This is a genomic window from Streptomyces sp. NPDC091416, from assembly GCF_044756845.1.
Classification (GTDB): Bacteria; Actinomycetota; Actinomycetes; order Streptomycetales; family Streptomycetaceae; genus Streptomyces.
The window spans coordinates 248,786-268,766 of record NZ_JBIVTU010000007.1 but is presented as its reverse complement, the minus strand read 5'-3'; the positions used below and the strand labels follow the sequence as shown (position 1 = coordinate 268,766).

The window sequence follows — 19,981 nt, the reverse complement described above, 5'->3', positions numbered from 1 at the left end:
GGACATACATACAGATGCGAGCGCGGCCTGCTAGGTCTGAGGCGCGCAGGCTCGCAGCGCAACTTGTAGCATACGGGGGCAGCAGGGCACGGTCAATGCGCGAAGGCGCACACCAGGGGCGGAACGGCTCATACCCGGCACAACTCAGGTTCACCGAGGCCACATCGGCCCCGGAGATGTTCCGGACACGCGGGTTCCGCACGCACATGCCCCCTTGGTACGTACCTCGTACGACGGGGTGAAGGCAAACTACAACGACGGGCACGATGAGCCAAGAGATCTACGCGGCCGAACCCGAGGCGACGCGCCGCACCGCCGGCGAGGCCGAGAGCAGCCGGGCCAGCCGCGGCTGGTGGGACCGCAACGCGGACGAGTACCAGAACGACCACGGCGGCTTCCTCGGGGACGACCGTTTCGTCTGGGGCCCGGAGGGACTCGACGAGGCCGAGGCCGGGCTGCTCGGCCCCGCCACGTCGCTGAAGGGCCTGGACGTCCTGGAGATCGGCGCGGGCGCCGCACAGTGTTCGCGCTGGCTGGCCGCGCAGGGCGCCCGGCCGGTCGCCCTCGACCTCTCCCACCGCCAGCTCCAGCACGCCCTGCGGATCGGCGAGGGCATCCCCCTGGTCGAGGCGGACGCCGGGGTGCTGCCCTTCCGGGACGGCTCCTTCGACCTGGCCTGCTCCGCCTATGGCGCGGTGCCGTTCGTCGCCGACCCGGTCCAGGTGTTCCGCGAGGTCCACCGGGTACTGCGCCCCGGCGGCCGCTGGGTCTTCTCCGTCACGCACCCGGTCCGCTGGGCGTTCCCGGACGAGCCGGGGCCCGAGGGCCTGTCCGTCGCCGCCTCCTATTTCGACCGCACCCCCTACGTCGAGCAGGACGAACGGGGCGAGGCGGTGTACGTGGAGCACCACCGCACGCTCGGCGACCGGGTGCGGGACGTGGTGGCGGGCGGCTTCCGGCTGGCCGACCTGGTCGAGCCCGAGTGGCCCTCGTGGAACGACCAGGAGTGGGGCGGCTGGTCGCCGCTGCGGGGCAACCTGATCCCGGGAACCGCGATCTTCGTCTGCGAGCGGGACTGAGCACCGGGACCGCGCTTTCGGCCCGCTCGCGGGACCGAGCCCCGGGCCCACTGTTCCGGCCCCCTTGAGGAACGGCGCACGGGACCACGGTCCTGGCCCGCTCACGGGACCGAGCTCCGGCACCACGGTCCCGGCCCGCTTCAAGGACCGAGACGCCTGCCGGTGCGGGCGGCCGTGTCCCGTCGTACGAGACTGGGGGCGTGATCCGTACCGACGCCCTGGACCAGCTGCCCGTCCGCACCGCCGTGCCCGCGCTGCGGCGGGCGCTCGACGACCGCGGGGTCGCGGTGCTGTGCGCGCCGCCCGGCACCGGCAAGACGACCCTCGTCCCCCTCGTCCTGGCGGGCCTGACCGGTGACGGGCCGGTGCGCCGGGTCGTGGTCGCCGAGCCGCGGCGCATCGCCGCCCGCGCCGCGGCCCGGCGGATGGCGTGGCTGCTGGGCGAGCGCCCCGGCGAACGGGTCGGCTTCACCGTGCGCGGGGAGCGGGTGGCCGGCCCGGACACCGTGGTCGAGGTCGTCACCACCGGGGTGCTGCTCCAGCGCCTCCAGCGCGATCAGGAACTCGCCGGCGTCGACGCGGTGATCATCGACGAGTGCCACGAACGCCATCTCGACGCGGACACCGTGGCCGCCTTCCTCCTCGACGTACGGGAGGCGATCCGCCCCGACCTGCGTCTGGTCGCCGCGTCCGCGACCACCGACGCCGAGGGCTGGGCCCGGCTGCTCGGCGACGCCCCCGTGATCGAGGCGCAGGGCGTCTCGCACCCGGTGGAGGTGGTGTGGGCGCCGCCCGCCCGTCCGGTACGGCCGCCGCACGGGATGCGGGTCGACCCGGCGCTGCTGACCCATGTCGCCGCCGTGGTGCGCCGGGCGCTGGCCGAGCGGGAGGGCGACGTGCTGTGTTTCCTGCCCGGCGTCGGCGAGATCGGCCGGGTGGCGGGGCAGCTGTCCGGGGTGGCCGCGGAGGTGCTCCAGGTCCACGGGCGGGCACCGGCCACGGTCCAGGACGCCGTGCTGGCGGGTTCGTCCCGGGGGCGGCGGGTGGTACTGGCGACCTCGGTGGCGGAGTCGTCGCTGACCGTTCCGGGAGTGCGGACCGTCGTCGACTCGGGGCTGGCCAGGGAACCGCGCACCGACCACGCCCGCGGGCTGAGCGCGCTGACGACGGTACGGGCCTCGCAGGCGGCGGGCCGCCAGCGGGCGGGCCGGGCCGGCCGGGAGGCTCCCGGGACGGTCTACCGCTGCTGGGAACAGGCGGAGGACGGGCGGCTCGCCCGGTTTCCGTCCCCCGAGATCAAGGTGGCGGATCTGGCCGCGTTCGCCCTCCAGGCGGCCTGCTGGGGCGATCCGGGCGCCGCGGGACTCGCGCTGCTGGACCCGCCGCCGGCGGGTGCGATGGGCGCGGCCCGCGAGGTACTGACGGCGATCGGCGCGGTGGACGCCGACGGGCGGGCGACGGACCGCGGTGTGCGGATGTCCCGGCTCGGGCTGCATCCACGGCTGGCCAGGGCGCTGCTGGACGGGGCGGCCGAGGTCGGCGGGCGACGGGCCGCGGAGGTCGTGGCGCTGATCGGCGAGGAGCCGCCGCGCGACTACGGGGACGATCTGGCCGCCGCGTTGCGTACCGCACGGCTGGGCAAGGACGGCTATGCCGCCCGGTGGCGCCAGGAGGTGCGGCGGCTGTCGTCGTCCTTCAAGGGCGCCGAAGCCGGCGGGTCCGGTCCGGACGACGCCGCCGTGGGCCTGGTGGCCGCCCTGGCCTTTCCCGAGCGAGTGGCGCGGGCCCGGGGTGAGGGGGCGTTCCTGATGGCCTCCGGCACGGGCGCGGAGCTGCGGGAGGGCTCACGGCTGCGCAGTGCGCCGTGGCTCGCGGTCGCGGTCGCGGACCGTCCCGCGCACGCGGCGTCGGCCCGGGTCCGGCTCGCCGCGGTCATCGACGAGGACACGGCACGGCTGGCGGCCGGGCATCTGCGGTTCGCGGGCGAGGAGGTCCGCTGGGAGGGCCGGGACGTGGTGGCCCGCCGGGTGGAGCGCCTGGGCGCCGTCGAACTGTCGGCGCGCCCGCTGAAGCGGCCGGACCCCGCGCTGGTGCGGGAGGCCCTGGTGGAGGGGTTGCGGCGGGAGGGCCTCGGGCTGCTGCGCTGGAGCCGCGACGCGGAGCAGCTGCGGGAGCGGCTGGCCTTCCTCCACCGCGAGCTGGGCGGGCCATGGCCGGAGGTGTCGGACGAGGCGCTCCTCGACCGTACCGAGCAGTGGCTGGAGCCCGAGCTTTCGCGGGCCCGGCGCCGTTCGGACCTGGCCGGGATCGACGCCGGGCAGGCGCTGCGCAGACTGCTGCCGTGGGCGACCGGTGAGGCGGCCCGGCTGGACGAGCTGGCACCGGAGCGGATCGAGGTGCCGAGCGGTTCACGGATCAGGGTGGAGTACGGGGGCGCCCAGCCCGTACTGGCGGTGAAGCTCCAGGAGCTGTTCGGCCTCCAGGAGACCCCGCGGGTGGCAGGTGTGCCGGTTCTGGTGCACCTGCTCTCGCCCGCGGGGCGCCCGGCGGCGGTGACGGCGGATCTGGCGTCGTTCTGGCGGGAGGGCTACAAGGCGGTGCGGGCGGAGCTGCGCGGCCGCTATCCGAGGCATCCGTGGCCGGAGGACCCGACGACGGTGGAGGCGACCAGGTTCACGAAGGCGCGGCTCAGGCGGGAGTAGGAGCGGGCTCCGGTTCCTTCCGCCTGGCCGTCTCCGCCTCGCCCGGCCGCCGCGAGCGGGCCTCCAGCCACAGCGACAGGGCCAGCAGCCCGGCACCCAGGACGAGGAAGCCCCAGGGCAGGTACGAGGTCAGCAGCAGGACGAGGAGCCGCTGGGACTTGACCAGGTCGACGATCGAGACGATGTAGTCCTCGCGCATCTTCACATGGCCGGCGAACACCGTCACGGTGTCCTCGGACATGCCCAGCGCCTTCGCGTTCCGCAGCTCCTCCTTGTGGACCTCCTCGCCGTTGACCGGCGCCCCGGTGACGGGGTCGACCCAGAACATCCGCTTGGTGGTGTACCAGCGGGTGATGCCGGTCTCGGCGATCTGCTCCGGGGTGATGGCGATCGGCATGGCCTTCGGCATCGGGACCTTGGTCCACGGGACGGTCTGCTCGAAGTAGTAGACCTCCATGCCGCGGAAGTTCTGCGTGCCCTTGTAGTGGATGGGCGAGCTGGTGCGGGTCTGGGCGTCGAAGTACTCGTAGTCGCGCTTCTCGGTGAGGAAGGGCCACTTGAACTCGATGCCCTCGCGGCTCACCGCGTCGCCGTCGACCGATTCGCCCGTGGCGTGGACCGGGTCCTGGCTGTGGGCGTCGAAGATGTAGCGCTCGGGGATCTTGGAGACCATCTTGCCGTCGGGGCCCTGTACGTAGGACAGGGCGTCCCAGACGACGACGTCGCGGCCGGCGCTGCGCTCGATCTTCTCGGACTCCTCCACATTGCCCTTGAGGGTCTGCACGATAGTGATCCTGTCGACCTTCTCGGCCTTGAGCGTGCTGTAGTTGAGCAGGGTCGCGGGCTTCGCCTCCAGCACGGTCTCCTGGTACTGGTTCGGCGGGATCTTCGCGAGCCGCGGGAAGGCGTACCAGCGCAACAGCGGTGACAGCGCGGCGAAGAAGACGGCGAAGGCCAGGAGTACGAGGCTGGCTCGGCGGCGCATGGGGTGTCCTCCCTCTGCATTCCGTGGTGCGGACGGCTAGTTCTTCGGGCCCGGGACCGTGGTCAGCAGGGGTTTGGGCGAGGTCTCGCCGGGCGGCGCGCCGATCGCGCTGATGGTGAGTACGAGGGCGAGGGCTGCGGCCAGTCCGATGGCTGCGGCGATCAGGGCGCGCATGCTCGGCCTCCCGGGAGCTCGGAGCTGATGGGTCGTCAGGGCTGGGGCACCGTAGCAACCGGGGCGCGAGATGAGAACACGTAGAACAGCCCCTTGGCCGGGTGCCGGCCAAGGGGCTGTCCGGGGCGTGGTGGGCCCGGGTGCGCGTGGGTCAGGCGGCGGGGGCCTCGACCGTGAGCTCGATGACGACGGTGGCGCCGCCCTGGGTGGTCAGGCGCAGCTTGTACGTGCCCGCGGCGCCGTCCGCGTAGATCTTGGGCAGGGTGAGCGTGCCGTCCGCGTCCGTGGTGAACACGAAGGTGCGGACCGGGTTCCCGTCGTCGTCCGTGAAGTACGGGCCCTTGTCGTTCTCGACCGGCTTCTCGTCGTCGGTGATCATGGTGGCGGTGACGTCGACCCGGCCGGCGGCTGCGCCCTTGTACGTGGCCTTGGCCGTGACGTCGGTGAACGTCTGGCCCGCCACGGCGGTCAGCTCCGCGGTGCCCGTCCTGGCGATGGCGTCGGCCTGCCGCGCGGTGACGGTCGCCGTGTACGTGACGGCGGGCAGCGAGGTGCCGGTGGCCGTCGCGCGGACGGTGAACGCGCCCGTCTTCTCGCCCGCCTCCAGTACCGGCGCGGTGGCCGTGCCGTCGGTCCCGGTGACCGCGGTGACGGTCTTCTTCCCACCGTCGAACGCGGCGTCCGTGTCACCGACGACGGTGAAGGTCACGGACACCTTGGCGAGCGGCTTGCCGAAGTTGCTCTTCGCCAGGACCTTGATCCGCTCGGCGAAGGCGTCGCCCGCCGTGGCGGTCAGCTCACCGGTGCCCGCGTTCTGCACGGCGGTCAGGGCCGGGGTCGGCGTGGGCTCGGGCGTCGGGGTCGGCGTCGTGGGCGTGCCCGGCCCGCCCGGGTCCGAGGGCGTCGGGCTCGGCTTCGCCGGCGGCTTGGGCGTCGGCGAACCGGAGGGCGAGGACGACGGGGACGAGGACGGGGACGAGGACGGGTTGCTGCCGTGGGTGCCGGAGCCGGTGTTCCGGTGTGTTCCGGTACTGGACTCGACGGGCAGGATGCCGGTGCCGTCCGGCACCTCGTGCGTACCGCGGTTGTAGTAGTCGAACCAGGTACGGACGGTACGCAGGTACTCGTCGGAGTGGTTGTAGCTCAGGACCGCCCGGTCCAGGTCGGCGGCGAGCGCCAGATCGCGCGAGCCGGCGCAGAGGTAGCGCCCGGCGGCGAGGGCCGCGTCGTAGATGTTGTTGGGGTCCTTGCGGCCGTCGGCGTTGCCGTCCTGGCCCCAGGTCGCCCAGGTGGACGGGATGAACTGCATCGGGCCGACCGCCCGGTCGTGCGTCGAGTCCCCGTCGTAGGCGCCGTTGTCGGTGTCCTTGATCAGGGCGAAGCCCTGGCCGTTGAGGGCGGGGCCGAGGATCGGGGAGAGCGTGGTGCCCTGCGCGTCGACCCGGCCGCCGCGGGCCTGGCCCGACTCGACCTTGCCGATCGCGGCGAGGAGCTGCCACGGCAGCCGGCAGGCGGCGTCCGTACCCGCGATGGTCTGCTGGGCCTTCTTGTACGCCGCGAGGATCGATGCCGGTATGCCCGATTCGGGACTTCCGGTCACCGGCAGGTTGACGGACGTACCCGGCTTGTTGGGCGTGTTCAGCGGCGGCAGGTCGGTGAAGTAGGGCGAGTTGCCGGACGCGGCACCGTCACCGGAGGGCGTCGAGCCCGCCGCACCGGTGGTCGGCTGGTCCCCGTCGGACGCCACCAGGGGCGCACCGGGGGCCTGCGACGCGGAAAGTGCTGCCACAGCGGCAGCGGCCACGGCAGCCGTGGTCGCCCCTCTGCGCAGTCGGCGACCGAATTGCGCTGCCATAACGTGTGGGCCCTCCCCCTCGTCGGCTGTCCGCGCTCCCCTGCGCCTGGACTCAGGCGACCCTACGGCAACTTGTGCCGCGCGGACACAGCGGCCGGACCGCTTCTTACCGGTTTCTCACGATCGGGTCCGCAAGTTGTCCAGTCGGTGAAAGGCACGTAACGGCCGCTCGCGCATACTTCCCCCATGCCGTTCACGCTCAGCCACGCCGCAGCCGTCCTCCCGGGGATCCGCCGCAACGGGACAGGGCGCGGACCGCTCCTGGCCTCGGCACTCGTCGCCGGTTCGTTCGCCCCCGACATGACGTACTTCGCGGACACGGCGATCCCGGGCGCCATGGAGTTCGGACAGGTCACCCACGCGTGGTGGGGTGTGTTCACGGTGGACGTCCTGATCACCGCGGCGACCGTGGCGCTGTGGCTGCTGCTGCGCGAACCCCTCGTGGCGCTGCTGCCCACGGACTGGCAGGGGCGGGTGTACGCCTGGGTGCGAGGCGCCCGGCGCCCGCCCGGACGAGGGCCGCGGGGCCTGCGGGACGGTGTGTGGTTCGCCGTGTCGGCCGTCATCGGAGCCGCCACCCATGTCGTCTGGGACGCCTTCACCCACCACGACCGCTGGGGGGTGCGGCTGGTACCCGTGCTCGGGCAGCACGCGGGCGGCCACCCGGTGTTCCAGCTGGTGCAGTACGGCAGTTCGGCCCTGGCCCTGACGGTGCTGGCGTGGTTCACCGTGTCGGGGCTGCGCCGGACCGGGGCCCGGCCCGCACCGGCGGCCGTACCGGTCCTGGACCACCGGGCACGGTGGTGGGCCGCGGCGTCCGTCGGACTGTGCGTCCTGCTGGGCACCGTGCACCGCTGCGCTCGCTGGTACGCGTACTTCGGGCACGTCGACACACCGCTCGACATCATCCCGACCGCCTGCTTCGGCGCTGGCGCCGGGCTCGCTGCCGGGCTCGTGCTGTACGGGGGGTGGATGCGGCTGCGGATGCGGCACCCGGACACCGGCGCCCCGGCAGGCTCAGTCGCCGGTCCGGCCCGGGGCAGGGGCCGGACCGGCGACTGAGAACGCCCCGCCCCGGGGCGGGGCCCCGCGTCAGTGTGCGGCGGACTCCCAGTCGGTGCCGACCCCGACCGACACGTCCAGCGGCGCCCGCAGCTGCACCGCTGTCGCCATCTCGTGGCGCAGGATCTTCTCCACCTGCTCCCGCTCGCCCTTGGCGATCTCCAGCACGATTTCGTCATGGACCTGGAGCAGCATCCGCGACGTCAGCTTCGCCTCGGTCAGCGCCCGGTCGACGTGGAGCATGGCGACCTTGACGATGTCCGCGGCCGTGCCCTGGATCGGTGCGTTGAGCGCCATCCGCTCGGCCGTCTCGCGGCGCTGGCGGTTGTCGCTGTTGAGGTCCGGCAGATAGCGGCGGCGGCCGAAGACCGTCTCCGTGTAGCCGGTGGCCCTGGCCTCCTCCACCACCCGGTGCAGATAGTCCCGGACCCCGCCGAACCGCTCGAAGTAGGTGTCCATCAGGCCCCGGGCCTCGCCCGCCTCGATGTTCAGCTGCTGGGAAAGGCCGAACGCGGACAGTCCGTACGCCAGCCCGTAGCTCATGGCCTTGATCTTGCGCCGCATCTCCGGGTCGACCGCGGACTTGTCGACGCCGAAGACCTGGGAGGCGACCGTGGTGTGCAGGTCCTCACCGGACGTGAACGCCTCGATCAGGCCCGCGTCCTCGGAGAGGTGCGCCATCACCCGCAGCTCGATCTGGCTGTAGTCAGCCGTCATCAGCGTCTCGAAGCCCTCGCCGACGACGAACCCGCGGCGGATCGCCCTGCCCTCGTCCGTCCGCACGGGGATGTTCTGCAGATTGGGATCCGTGGAGGACAGCCGGCCGGTCGCCGCCACGGTCTGGTTGAACGTGGTGTGGATACGGCCGTCCGCCGCGATCGTCTTCACCAGGCCCTCGACCGTCACCCGCAGCTTCGCCTGCTCGCGGTGGCGCAGCATGATGACCGGCAGCTCGTGCTCGGTCTGCGCGGCCAGCCAGGCCAGCGCGTCCGCGTCCGTCGTGAATCCGGTCTTCGTCTTCTTCGTCTTCGGCAGGCCCAGCTCGCCGAAGAGGACCTCCTGGAGCTGCTTGGGCGAACCGAGGTTGAACTCACGGCCCACCGCCGCGTGCGCCTCCTTCACGGCCTGCTGCACGGCGCCCGCGAACTGCTGCTCCATGCCCTCCAGATGGGCCCGGTCCGCCGCGATGCCGTGCCGCTCCAGACGGGCCAGCAGGATCGACGTCGGCAGCTCCATGTCGTGCAGCAGTTCGGCCGCGCCGACCTCCTTCAGCCGCGCCGTGAACGCGTCGCCGAGGTCCAGGACCGCACGGGCCTGCGTCATCAGCGCGTCCGCCTCGGCCTGGTCGTCCGCGCCGAACGCCAGCTGGCCGTCGGACGACGCCGCCGGAGCGAGCTCGCGGCCCAGGTACTCCACGGCCAGCGCGTCCAGCGCGAAGGAGCGGCGGCCCGGCTTGACCAGGTACGCGGCGAGCGCGGTGTCCATCGAGACGCCCTCGGTCCGCCAGCCGTGCTCCGGGAAGACCCGCATCACGCTCTTCGCGTTGTGCATGACCTTCGGCCGGTCCGCGTCCGCGATCCACGCCGCGAACGCCTGCTCGTCGGCCGCGTCGAGCAGGGCCGGGTCGAACCAGGCCGCGGCCCCGCCGGCCGCGGCGAGCGCGATCTCGGTGACCGTGCCGCTGCCGAGCGCCCAGGTGTCGACGGTGGCCACACCGAGCGGCTGCGCGCCGTGCTCGGCCAGCCACGGGGCGAGCTCGCCCGCGCCCAGCACCGAACCGTCCAGCTCGATACCCGCGGCCGGCGCCGGAGCCTCGTCCTCGGCCTTGCCCGGGTCCACCGCCAGCAGCCGCTCGCGCAGGCTCGGGTTACGGATCTCCAGCACATCGAGCACCCCGGTGACCGCTGTGCGGTCGTACGGAGCACGTTCCAGATCGGACGGGGTCTTCGGCAGCTCCACGTCGCGGACCATCTCGGTCAGCCGCCGGTTCAGCCGCACCGCGTCGAGGTGGTCGCGGAAATTCTGCCCGGCCTTCCCCTTGACCTCCTCGGCCCGCGCCACCAGCTCGTCGAACGAACCGAACTGGTTGATCCACTTCGCGGCCGTCTTCTCGCCCACCCCCGGAATGCCCGGAAGGTTGTCCGACGGGTCACCGCGCAGCGCCGCGAAGTCCGGGTACTGCTGCGGGGTGAGTCCGTACTTCTCCTCGACCTTCTCCGGGGTGAACCGCGTCAGCTCCGACACGCCCTTGGTCGGGTACAGCACCGTCACGTTGTCCGTGATCAGCTGGAAGGAGTCACGGTCACCGGTGACGATCAGGACCTCGAAGCCCGCCGCTTCCGCCTGCGTGGCCAGCGTCGCGATGACGTCGTCCGCCTCGAAGCCGTCGACCGCGAAACGGTCCGCGTGCATCGCGTCCAGCAGCTCACCGATCAGCTCGACCTGGCCCTTGAACTCGTCCGGCGTCTTCGAACGGTTCGCCTTGTACTCGGGGAACTCCTGCGAGCGCCACGTCTTGCGCGACACGTCGAACGCCACGGCGAAGTGCGTCGGCGCCTCGTCACGCAGCGTGTTCGCGAGCATCGAGGCGAAGCCGTACACCGCGTTCGTCGGCTGCCCCGCCCCCGTCGTGAAATTCTCCGCAGGCAGCGCAAAGAACGCCCGGTACGCCAGGGAGTGCCCGTCCATGAGGAGCAGGCGCGGTCGGTTGTCTGCCGTCTTCTTCGATGCCGTCTCAGCCACACCCCGATCCTGCCACGTACCACTGACAATCCGGACCGGCCACCGCCCGCCGCCGCCCGGTGACCGCTCACCGGGCGGCCGGTCCGCACCCCGTGCCAGGATCGAAGGAGACGGAATCACGCACAGCGGACCACGCGAGGTCCGCGGCAGGCCCGAAGGGGAGCACGATGGCCACCAAGCCGCCCGCAGGAGACCCGGTCCAGGACGCACCCCGGATCGAGCCGGCCCAGCACGCCGCCGCCGGGCTGCCCGCCGTCGCCCACAGCCTGCGCATCGCCCAGCAGCAGATGGGCGTCCGCCGCACCGCGCAGACCCTCCTCAAGGTCAACCAGAAGGACGGCTTCGACTGCCCCGGCTGCGCCTGGCCCGAGGGCGACAAGCGGCACACCGCCGAATTCTGCGAGAACGGCGCCAAAGCCGTCGCCGAGGAAGCCACCCTGCGCCGCGTCACCCCGGACTTCTTCGCCGCGCACCCCCTCGCCGACCTCGCCACCCGCAGCGGCTACTGGCTCGGCCAGCAGGGACGCATCACGCAGCCCATGTATCTGCCCGAGGGCGCGGACCGGTACGAGGCCGTGACCTGGGAACGCGCCTTCGCCGTCATCGCCGAGGAACTCCGCGCGCTCGCCTCCCCCGACGAAGCGCTCTTCTACACCTCCGGACGCACCAGCAACGAGGCCGCTTTCCTCCTCCAGCTGTTCGCCCGCGAATTCGGCACCAACAACCTGCCCGACTGCTCCAACATGTGCCACGAGTCCTCCGGCTCGGCACTCACGGAGACGATCGGCGTCGGCAAGGGATCCGTCTCCCTGGAGGACCTCCACCACGCCGACCTGATCATCGTCGCCGGACAGAACCCCGGCACCAACCACCCCCGGATGCTCTCCGCGCTGGAGAAGGCCAAGTCGGCCGGAGCGAAGATCATTTCGGTGAACCCGCTCCCCGAGGCGGGGCTCGAACGCTTCAAGAACCCGCAGACCCCGCTCGGCATGGTCAGGGGAGCGGCCCTCAACGACCTCTTCCTCCAGATCCGCATCGGCGGCGACCAGGCCCTCTTCCGGCTCCTCAACAAGATGATCCTCGCGACCGAGGGCGCCGTCGACGAGACCTTCGTGGCCGCACACACCCACGGCTACGAGGAGTTCGCCGCCGCGGCCGCCGAAGCCGACTGGGAACAGACCCTCGCCGCCACCGGCCTGGAGCGCTCCGCCATCGAGGAGGCCCTGGCCATGGTCCTCGCGTCCCGGCGCACCATCGTGTGCTGGGCCATGGGCCTGACCCAGCACAAGCACTCCGTGCCGACCATCCGCGAAGTCGTCAACTTCCTCCTGCTGCGCGGGAACATAGGCCGTCCCGGTGCCGGAGTCTGCCCCGTGCGCGGCCACTCCAACGTCCAGGGCGACCGCACCATGGGCATCTTCGAGCGCCCGTCGACCGCGTTCCTCGACGCCCTCGACAAGGAGTTCTCGATCACCTCGCCGCGCCACCACGGCTACGACGTCGTCCGCTCCATCCGCGCCCTGCGCGACGGCGACGCCAAGGTCTTCTTCGCGATGGGCGGCAACTTCGTCTCCGCCTCCCCGGACACCGACGTCACCGAGGCCGCGATGCGCACCGCACGCCTCACCGTCCACGTCTCCACCAAGCTCAACCGCTCCCACGCGGTCACCGGCGCCCGCGCCCTGATCCTGCCGACCCTCGGCCGCACCGACAAGGACGTCCAGGCCGGCGGCCGGCAGTTCGTCACCGTCGAGGACTCCATGAGCATGGTCCACGCCTCCCGCGGCAACCTCACCCCCGCGAGCCCCCACCTGCTCTCCGAGCCCGCCATCGTCGCCCGCCTCGCCCGCGCCGTGCTCGGCCCCGCCTCCGCCACCCCCTGGGAGGAGTTCGAGAAGGACTACGCGACGATCCGCGACCGCATCTCCCGCGTCGTCCCCGGCTTCGAGAACTTCAACCAACGCGTCGCCCACCCCGGCGGATTCACCCTCCCCCACGCCCCCCGCGACTCCCGCCGCTTCCCCACCGCCACCGGCAGGGCCAACTTCACCGCCGCCCCCGTCGAGTACCCCGAACTCCCCGAGGGCCGCCTCCTGTTGCAGACGCTGCGCTCCCACGACCAGTACAACACCACCATCTACGGCCTCGACGACCGCTACCGCGGCATCAAGGGCGGCCGCCGCGTCGTCCTCGTCAACCCCGAGGACGCCACCGCACTCGGGCTCGCCGACGGCACCTACACCGACCTCGTCAGCGAAGCCGGGGACGGCACCGAACGCCGTGCCCCCGGCTTCCGCGTCGTCCACTACCCCACCGCCCGCGGCTGCGCCGCCGCGTACTACCCCGAGACCAACGTGCTGGTCCCCCTGGACTCCACCGCCGACACCAGCAACACCCCTGCCAGCAAGTCCGTCGTGGTGCGCTTCGAGAACGCGCACTGACACCCGGGGGCGGGCGCGACGTGGCCCGATCCGAGAGGCGGTCCCTAAGCGCCCGCTCAGTCGTCTGATAAGAACAGTGCACACACAAGCACGTGCACACAGCAGCAACCCACCGCAGACGATCGGAGCCGGACCCATGGGCGAGCACACCACACCCCAGTTCCCCCAGGAGATCATCGACGAGTACGCCGCCCTCGGCGTCGACCTGCCCGCGCTCTTCTCCGCGGGCCACCTCGGCGAACGCATGGGCGTGACGATCGTCGAAGCCTCCGCGGACCGCGTCGTCGCCACCATGCCCGTCGAGGGCAACACCCAGCCGTACGGACTCCTGCACGGCGGCGCCTCCGCCGTCCTCGCCGAGACCCTCGGCTCCATCGGCTCCATGCTGCACGGCGGCGCCACCAAGGTCGCCGTCGGCGTCGACCTGAACTGCACGCATCACCGAGGGGTACGAAGCGGCCTCGTCACCGGCACCGCCACCCCCGTACACCGCGGCCGCACCACCGCCACGTACGAGATCGTCATCACCGACGAACAGGACAAGCGGGTGTGCACCGCCCGCCTCACCTGCCTGCTGCGCGACCTCCCCCAGGGTGAGCCCTCCTGACCTCGCACCACCCCGAACCATTCCTGCCCGGCCGGATCGCCAATCCGGCCGGGCAGTGTCATACCCGGGCACAACCACCGCCCCATACACAGAACTTGCACAACAGCGGCAGCCAACACCCTTGACCGCCCGCCCCGTTCCGTGGCCCACTCATCTGCCACGCCCGGCCTGCACGCCCACCACACCGCGTCGACCACACCACCCCGGCTGTAACACAGCGTAACAATCCCGCAATGTGCGCCCGCCCGACGCCACACGAACAGCCCGGCCCCGCAGGCACCGGGCCCTCAGGCGTGCCCGCCCGCGCCACCGCACCCCCCTCGCCCCGCGACAGCACCAAGATCGCCCCAAGCCCCTTAGCAGAGCTGCGCGTTCTCAGCATGCGGTCATTTCACCGTCCGGTAAAAAGCCGTACATGTCCACACAGCCACCTCAAGCCTTGCTCAAGGGCATAACAAGACAGTCACATCCTGCTCCACCCCCATCCCCGACCCCCACCCCTGCCCTTAGAGTCACCGCCAGTCACCGCGCCGCCGGGCGCGTCTGCAGCACGGCCCTGTACCAACCAGTACGGCCCGGCGAACGACACGGCACCTCAAGCAGAGGAGGCCGCGCCAGGGAAAGGACTTTTCGTGCGACACCGTTCTTTGCTCATCCTCACCACAGTGCTGACCACAGGGGCACTGACACTCACCGCCTGCGGGTCGCGCGACGACGACAAGAAGGGCAGCGACAGCGGCGGCGGCAACCAGACCGTCGTCATCGGCGTCGACGCCCCGCTGACCGGTGACCTCTCCGCGCTCGGCCTCGGCATCAAGAACTCCGCCGACCTCGCCGCCAAGACGGCGAACAAGGACAAGACGGTTCCGGGCATCACCTTCGAGGTCCAGCCGCTCGACGACCAGGCGCAGCCCTCCGTCGGCCAGCAGAACGCCACCAAGTTCATCGACAACAAGAAGGTCCTCGGCGTTGTCGGCCCGCTGAACTCCGGCGTCTCCCAGTCGATGCAGAAGCCGCTCAACGACGCGGGTCTCACCCAGGTCTCCCCCGCCAACACGGGCACCGAGCTGACCCAGGGCGACAACTGGAAGACCGGCGACAAGAAGCGCCCCTTCAAGACCTACTTCCGCACCGCCACCACGGACCAGATCCAGGGCGCCTTCGCCGCGAAGTACCTGTACAACAACGCGAAGATCAAGCAGGTCTACCTCATCGACGACCAGAAGCCCTACGGCGCCGGTCTCGCGGCCTCCTTCAAGGCGACGTTCACCGGCCTCGGCGGCAAGATCGCCGGCTCCGACCACGTCAACCCCGACGACCGCGACTTCAACGCCGTCGTCACCAAGGTCAAGAAGTCCGGCGCCAAGGCCGTCTACTACGGCGGTGAGTACCCCGCCGGCGCGCCCCTGAGCCAGCAGCTCAAGGACAGCGTCCAGATCCCCCTCATGGGCGGTGACGGCATGTACAGCGCCGACTTCATCAAGCTCAACAAGAAGGCCCAGGGCGACATCGCCACCTCCGTCGGCAAGCCCGTCGAAGAGCTGGAATCCGCCAAGACCTTCATCGCGAACTACAAGACCGCCGGGTACAAGGACGCCTACGAGGCCTACGGCGGCGGCACCTACGACGCCACCTGGTCGATCATCGAGGCCGTCAAGGCCGTCGTCGCGGCCAACGACGGCAAGCTCCCCGACGACGCCCGCGCCAAGGTCCTCGAGGCCATGAGCAAGGTCAGCTTCGAGGGCGTCACCGGCCCCGTCTCCTTCGACGAGTACGGCGACACCACCAACACCATGATGACCGCCTATCAGGTCGACGGCGGCAAGTGGGTCTCCAAGCTCAGCGAGGCCTACAAGCCGTAACAAGCTCCCGGTCACTCCCTGACTGACACCAGACCGCGCGGGAGCGCTACGAGCGCTCCCGCGCGGTGCCATATCCGAACCACTCCACGGAGGCCCTGCGGTGCACGAACTGCCGCAACAGCTGGCCAATGGACTCATCCTCGGCGCGATGTACGGACTCATCGCGATCGGTTACACGATGGTCTACGGAATCATCCAGCTCATCAACTTCGCCCACGGCGAGATCTTCATGATCGGAGGCTTCGGAGCTCTCACCGTGTACCTCTGGATGCCGGCCGGCTCCAACCTCCTCGCAATCGTCCCCCTCATGATCATCGGCGGCGTCATATGCTCCGTCGCCGTCAGCGTGGCAGCCGAGCGCTTCGCCTACCGCCCCCTGCGCACCGCCCCCAGGCTCGCCCCGCTGATCACCGCGATCGGGCTCTCCCTCGCGCTGCAGCAGGCCATCTGGAAGTGGTACCCCAACGCCACGAAGGACCGGCCCTTCCCCCAGTTCAAGGGCGAGGCCTTCGACCTCTTCGGCGCCCACATCCAGCGCGGTGACCTCTTCGTCCTGATCGCCGCCCCCGTCTGCATGGTCGCCCTCGGCCTCTTCGTCTCCAAGACCCGCTCCGGCCGCGGCATGCAGGCCACCTCGCAGGACCCCGACACCGCCAAGCTCATGGGCATCAACACCGACCGCATCATCGTCATGGCCTTCGCCATCGGTGCCGCGTTCGCCGCCGTCGCCGCCGTCGCCTACGGGCTCAAGAACGGCCAGATCGGCTTCAAAATGGGCTTCATCATGGGTCTGAAAGCCTTCACCGCAGCCGTACTCGGCGGCATCGGCAACATCTACGGCGCCATGCTCGGCGGAGTCGTGCTCGGCGTCGCCGAATCCCTCGCCACCGGCTACATGAGCGACGTCCCCGGCATGGACCTCTTCGGCGGCGGCGCCTGGAAGGACGTGTGGGCCTTCGTCCTCCTCATCGTCGTCCTGCTGCTCCGGCCACAGGGCCTGCTCGGCGAACGCGTCGCGGACAGGGCGTGATACGGATGACCACCCAGAAGGCACTCATCCCGCTGCCCACGCCGGTCGCCCGGATCGCCACCGCTGCAGGCGCGGCCGTCGCCCTGGCCGGCACCTTCCTCCCCTGGACCTGGACCTCCGAGTTCCCCGGCGACCTCACCGTCACCGGCTATCCCGGCGGCCTCCAGATCCTCACCCTCACCGCCGCGATCCTCACCCTCCTCTTCACCCTCTGCGGATACGGCATCCGAGGCCTGCGCTGGCTCACCCCCGGCGGCACCAACAGCCCCGTACGCCTGCTCGCCCTGGCCACCCTCGGCACCACCGGCTACACCATCGGTGCCATCGCCTACGAACTCGGCGGCGTGGTCAACCTCGAACCCGGAGCCTGGGTCAGCGGCATCGGCGCGCTCATCGCCTTCGTCGCCGCACTCGGACTCCCCAGCGACGAACCGCTCCCCGCCAACGGCCCCCCGGCCAACGCCTGGCAGCGCTTCCGCAACAGCCTCGCCGCGCCGTCGGCCCGCCGCGCCCAGCCTCTCCCCGCCTGGGCCGAGATCCTCATCATCGCCGCCGCCTTCGGCGCCGCGCTGTACTTCTTCACCTACGGGATCGACATCCCCACCGAGGAATCCGAACAGTTCATCGGCTTCCTCATCACCGCGGGCTTCACCTTCACCGCACTCACGCGGGCCGGACTCATCGCCCGCATCACCGCGCTGACCACGAAGCACCGCAACGTCACCCTCACCGCAGCCCTGGTCGCGGCCTTCTGCTTCCCCTTCACCCAGGACACCGCGGAATACGCCCTCATCGGCGCGAACATCCTCATCTTCGCCACGGTCGCACTCGGTCTCAACGTCGTCGTCGGCCTCGCCGGCCTCCTCGACCTCGGCTACGTCGCCTTCCTCGGCGTCGGCGCCTACACCGCGGCCCTCGTCTCCGGTGCGCCCCTCTCCGCGATCGGCGTCCACTTCCCGTTCTGGGCCGCCGTCCTCACCGGAGCCGCGGTCTCGCTGATCTTCGGCGTCCTCATCGGCGCCCCGACCCTGCGGCTGCGCGGCGACTACCTCGCCATCGTCACCCTGGGCTTCGGAGAGATCTTCCGCGTCACCGTCAACAACCTCAACGGCAACAGCGGACCCGACCTCACCAACGGCTCCCAGGGCATCCCGAGCATCCCGGACCTCAACCTCTTCGGGATCGACTTCGGACTCAGCCACGACATCGGCCCCTTCACGCTCAGCAGGCCGGCCAACTACTACCTGCTGATGCTCGTCGTCACCGCCGTCGTCGTCCTGGTCTTCCGCCGCTCCGGGGACTCCCGCATCGGCCGCGCCTGGGTCGCCATCCGCGAGGACGAGACCGCGGCCACCGCCATGGGCATCAACGCCTTCCGGCTCAAGCTGCTCGCCTTCGCCCTCGGCGCCACCCTCGCCGGGCTCGCCGGTACCGTCCAGTCACACGTCAACTACACCGTGACGCCGGAGCAGTACCAGTTCGCCGGCTCGGTGCCCCCGAACTCCGCCTTCCTCCTCGCCGCCGTCATCCTCGGCGGCATGGGAACCCTCAGCGGACCCTTCGTCGGCGCCGCACTGCTCTACCTCATCCCGGCCAAGCTGCAGTTCATGCAGGACTACCAGCTCTTCCTCTTCGGCGTCGCGCTCATCCTCCTGATGCGCTTCCGCCCCGAGGGCCTGGTCGCCGACCGCCGCAAGCAGCTCGAATTCCACGAGAACGACGAACCCGTCCTCGTACCCGAACCACGGCAGTCCGAAGAAGCCGACGCCGGCATCACCAAGGCGGGGGCGTGACCACCATGACCACCACCACGAAAACCGCGACCACCGTCCTCGACGCCAGCGGCGTCACCATGCGCTTCGGCGGACTCACCGCCGTACGCAACGTCGACCTCACCGTCAACGCGGGCGAGATCGTCGGGCTGATCGGCCCCAACGGCGCCGGCAAGACCACCTTCTTCAACTGCCTCACCGGCCTCTACGTCCCCACCGAGGGCAAGGTCAGCTACAAGGGCACCGTCCTGCCGCCCAAGCCCCACCTCGTCACCAAGGCAGGCATCGCCCGCACCTTCCAGAACATCAGGCTCTTCGCCAACATGACGGTCCTGGAGAACGTCCTCGTCGGACGCCACACCAGGACCAAGGAAGGCCTCTGGTCCGCGCTCCTGCGCCTCCCCGGCTTCACCAAGGCCGAACAGGCCAGCCACGAACGCGCCATGGAACTGCTGGAGTTCATCGGCCTCCAGGACAAGGCCGACCACCTCGCGCGCAACCTCCCCTACGGAGACCAGCGCAAGCTGGAAATCGCCCGCGCCCTCGCCAGCGACCCCGGCCTCCTCCTCCTGGACGAGCCCACCGCCGGCATGAACCCCCAGGAAACCCGCGTCACCGAAGATCTCATCTTCGCCATCCGGGACCAGGGCATCGCCGTCCTCGTCATCGAGCACGACATGCGCTTCATCTTCAACCTCAGCGACCGCGTCGCCTGCCTCGTCCAGGGCGAGAAGCTCGTCGAAGGCACCGCCGAGGTCGTCCAGAGCGACGAACGCGTCATCGCCGCCTACCTCGGCACCCCCTTCGAAGGCGCCCCCGGCGCCGAGGAAGTCGCCGAAGTCGAAGCGGCGGAGGCAGTGGCCGAGGCCGCGGCACCCACCACCGAGGAGGAGGACACCCGATGACCGCACTGCTCGAGGTCGAGGACCTCCGCGTCGCCTACGGCAAGATCGAAGCCGTCAAGGGCATCTCCTTCACCGTGGACGCCGGCCAGGTGGTCACCCTCATCGGCACCAACGGCGCCGGCAAGACCACCACCCTGCGCACCCTCTCCGGACTGCTCAAGCCCATCGGCGGACGCATCCTCTTCGAGGGCAGGCCACTCGCCAACATCCCCGCACACAAGATCGTCTCCCTGGGCCTCGCCCACTCCCCCGAGGGCCGCCACATCTTCCCCCGGCTGACGATCACCGAGAACCTCCTCCTCGGCGCCTACCTCCGCAACGACAAGGCAGGCATCGAGAAGGACATCCAGCGCGCCTACGACCTCTTCCCCATCCTCGGGGAGCGCCGGAAGCAGGCCGCCGGAACCCTCTCGGGCGGCGAGCAGCAGATGCTCGCCATGGGACGCGCCCTCATGTCCCAGCCCAAACTGCTCATGCTCGACGAGCCCTCCATGGGCCTCTCCCCGATCATGATGCAGAAGATCATGGAGACCATCGTCGAGCTCAAGGCGTCGGGCACCACGATCCTGCTCGTCGAGCAGAACGCCCAGGCCGCCCTGTCCCTCGCGGACCGGGGCCACGTCATGGAGATCGGCAAGATCGTCCTCTCCGGCACCGGAGCGGACCTCCTCCACGACGAGTCCGTCCGCAAGGCGTACCTCGGCGAGGACTGACGTCCCTGCGAAGAAGGCCCGTGCCCCGGTGAACCGGGGCACGGGCCTTCTT

14 protein-coding genes are annotated in these 19,981 nt (G+C 70.8%); 10 read left to right on the top strand and 4 right to left on the bottom strand.

Annotation, left to right across the window (positions count from 1 at the left end; all coding sequences use genetic code 11):
* The first annotated feature begins 266 nt into the window (after positions 1-266).
* Positions 267-1,079 carry a class I SAM-dependent methyltransferase gene (locus ACIQMX_RS22325; protein ID WP_402480477.1) on the top strand — a complete coding sequence of 271 codons (813 nt, stop codon included), beginning with the start codon at positions 267-269 and terminating at the stop codon, positions 1,077-1,079.
* A 200-nt stretch (positions 1,080-1,279) separates the two neighbouring features.
* Positions 1,280-3,781 (top strand): ATP-dependent helicase HrpB, encoded by a 2,502-nt coding sequence (gene hrpB / locus ACIQMX_RS22320; protein WP_402480475.1) that lies wholly within the window; start codon positions 1,280-1,282, stop codon positions 3,779-3,781.
* On the opposite strand, the gene ACIQMX_RS22315 is transcribed toward hrpB, so the two are convergent.
* From ACIQMX_RS22315 to ACIQMX_RS22305, 3 genes are all read right to left on the bottom strand, one after another.
* Positions 3,768-4,766 carry a DUF3068 domain-containing protein gene (locus tag ACIQMX_RS22315; protein ID WP_363078110.1) on the bottom strand — a complete coding sequence of 333 codons (999 nt, stop codon included), beginning with the start codon at positions 4,764-4,766 and terminating at the stop codon, positions 3,768-3,770. The two genes, hrpB and ACIQMX_RS22315, sit on opposite strands and share 14 nt — an antisense overlap.
* Before the next feature lie 36 nt (positions 4,767-4,802).
* Positions 4,803-4,940: an SPW_0924 family protein gene (locus ACIQMX_RS22310; protein ID WP_148015833.1), complete on the bottom strand. Its 138-nt coding sequence runs from the start codon at positions 4,938-4,940 to the stop codon at positions 4,803-4,805.
* A gap of 151 nt (positions 4,941-5,091) precedes the next feature.
* Complete coding sequence (locus ACIQMX_RS22305; protein WP_402480472.1) at positions 5,092-6,795, bottom strand: lytic murein transglycosylase; 1,704 nt, start codon at positions 6,793-6,795, stop codon at positions 5,092-5,094.
* A 186-nt stretch (positions 6,796-6,981) separates the two neighbouring features.
* Between ACIQMX_RS22305 and ACIQMX_RS22300 the strand changes: the two genes are divergently transcribed.
* Positions 6,982-7,857, top strand: a complete 876-nt coding sequence (locus ACIQMX_RS22300; RefSeq protein ID WP_402480469.1) for a DUF4184 family protein — start codon at positions 6,982-6,984, stop codon at positions 7,855-7,857.
* 30 nt (positions 7,858-7,887) lie between these two features.
* Here the strand turns inward: ACIQMX_RS22300 and polA are convergent, their stop codons facing one another.
* Positions 7,888-10,599 carry a DNA polymerase I gene (polA, locus tag ACIQMX_RS22295; RefSeq protein ID WP_363078105.1) on the bottom strand — a complete coding sequence of 904 codons (2,712 nt, stop codon included), beginning with the start codon at positions 10,597-10,599 and terminating at the stop codon, positions 7,888-7,890.
* Between the two features lie 167 nt (positions 10,600-10,766).
* Between polA and ACIQMX_RS22290 the strand changes: the two genes are divergently transcribed.
* The 7 genes from ACIQMX_RS22290 (at position 10,767) to ACIQMX_RS22260 (ending at position 19,929) form a co-directional block, all read left to right on the top strand.
* On the top strand, positions 10,767-13,040 hold the full coding sequence (locus ACIQMX_RS22290; protein WP_363078103.1) for an FdhF/YdeP family oxidoreductase: 2,274 nt from the start codon (positions 10,767-10,769) through the stop codon (positions 13,038-13,040).
* Between the two features lie 136 nt (positions 13,041-13,176).
* Complete coding sequence (locus tag ACIQMX_RS22285; RefSeq protein WP_363078101.1) at positions 13,177-13,647, top strand: hotdog fold thioesterase; 471 nt, start codon at positions 13,177-13,179, stop codon at positions 13,645-13,647.
* A gap of 647 nt (positions 13,648-14,294) precedes the next feature.
* The gene (locus tag ACIQMX_RS22280) at positions 14,295-15,509 is read left to right on the top strand and encodes a branched-chain amino acid ABC transporter substrate-binding protein (RefSeq protein WP_363078138.1); all 1,215 of its coding nucleotides are present in this window, start codon (positions 14,295-14,297) and stop codon (positions 15,507-15,509) included.
* Between the two features lie 100 nt (positions 15,510-15,609).
* Positions 15,610-16,539: a branched-chain amino acid ABC transporter permease gene (locus ACIQMX_RS22275; RefSeq protein ID WP_363078099.1), complete on the top strand. Its 930-nt coding sequence runs from the start codon at positions 15,610-15,612 to the stop codon at positions 16,537-16,539.
* Positions 16,540-16,544: 5 nt separating this feature from the next.
* Complete coding sequence (locus tag ACIQMX_RS22270) at positions 16,545-18,332, top strand: branched-chain amino acid ABC transporter permease (protein ID WP_363078097.1); 1,788 nt, start codon at positions 16,545-16,547, stop codon at positions 18,330-18,332.
* Between the two features lie 5 nt (positions 18,333-18,337).
* The gene (locus ACIQMX_RS22265) at positions 18,338-19,216 is read left to right on the top strand and encodes an ABC transporter ATP-binding protein (protein WP_363078136.1); all 879 of its coding nucleotides are present in this window, start codon (positions 18,338-18,340) and stop codon (positions 19,214-19,216) included.
* Positions 19,213-19,929, top strand: a complete 717-nt coding sequence (locus ACIQMX_RS22260; protein ID WP_363078095.1) for an ABC transporter ATP-binding protein — start codon at positions 19,213-19,215, stop codon at positions 19,927-19,929. The genes ACIQMX_RS22265 and ACIQMX_RS22260 overlap by 4 nt, the downstream gene beginning before the upstream one ends.
* Positions 19,930-19,981: the final 52 nt, after the last annotated feature.

Coding starts and splice junctions, on each gene's coding strand:
- ACIQMX_RS22325 (WP_402480477.1), top strand. CDS start 267: ATGAGCCAAGAGATCTACGCGGCCGAACCCGAGGCGACGCGCCGCACC.
- ACIQMX_RS22315 (WP_363078110.1), bottom strand. CDS start 4,766: ATGCGCCGCCGAGCCAGCCTCGTACTCCTGGCCTTCGCCGTCTTCTTC.
- ACIQMX_RS22310 (WP_148015833.1), bottom strand. CDS start 4,940: ATGCGCGCCCTGATCGCCGCAGCCATCGGACTGGCCGCAGCCCTCGCC.
- ACIQMX_RS22305 (WP_402480472.1), bottom strand. CDS start 6,795: ATGGCAGCGCAATTCGGTCGCCGACTGCGCAGAGGGGCGACCACGGCT.
- ACIQMX_RS22300 (WP_402480469.1), top strand. CDS start 6,982: ATGCCGTTCACGCTCAGCCACGCCGCAGCCGTCCTCCCGGGGATCCGC.
- ACIQMX_RS22290 (WP_363078103.1), top strand. CDS start 10,767: ATGGCCACCAAGCCGCCCGCAGGAGACCCGGTCCAGGACGCACCCCGG.
- ACIQMX_RS22285 (WP_363078101.1), top strand. CDS start 13,177: ATGGGCGAGCACACCACACCCCAGTTCCCCCAGGAGATCATCGACGAG.
- ACIQMX_RS22270 (WP_363078097.1), top strand. CDS start 16,545: ATGACCACCCAGAAGGCACTCATCCCGCTGCCCACGCCGGTCGCCCGG.
- ACIQMX_RS22265 (WP_363078136.1), top strand. CDS start 18,338: ATGACCACCACCACGAAAACCGCGACCACCGTCCTCGACGCCAGCGGC.
- ACIQMX_RS22260 (WP_363078095.1), top strand. CDS start 19,213: ATGACCGCACTGCTCGAGGTCGAGGACCTCCGCGTCGCCTACGGCAAG.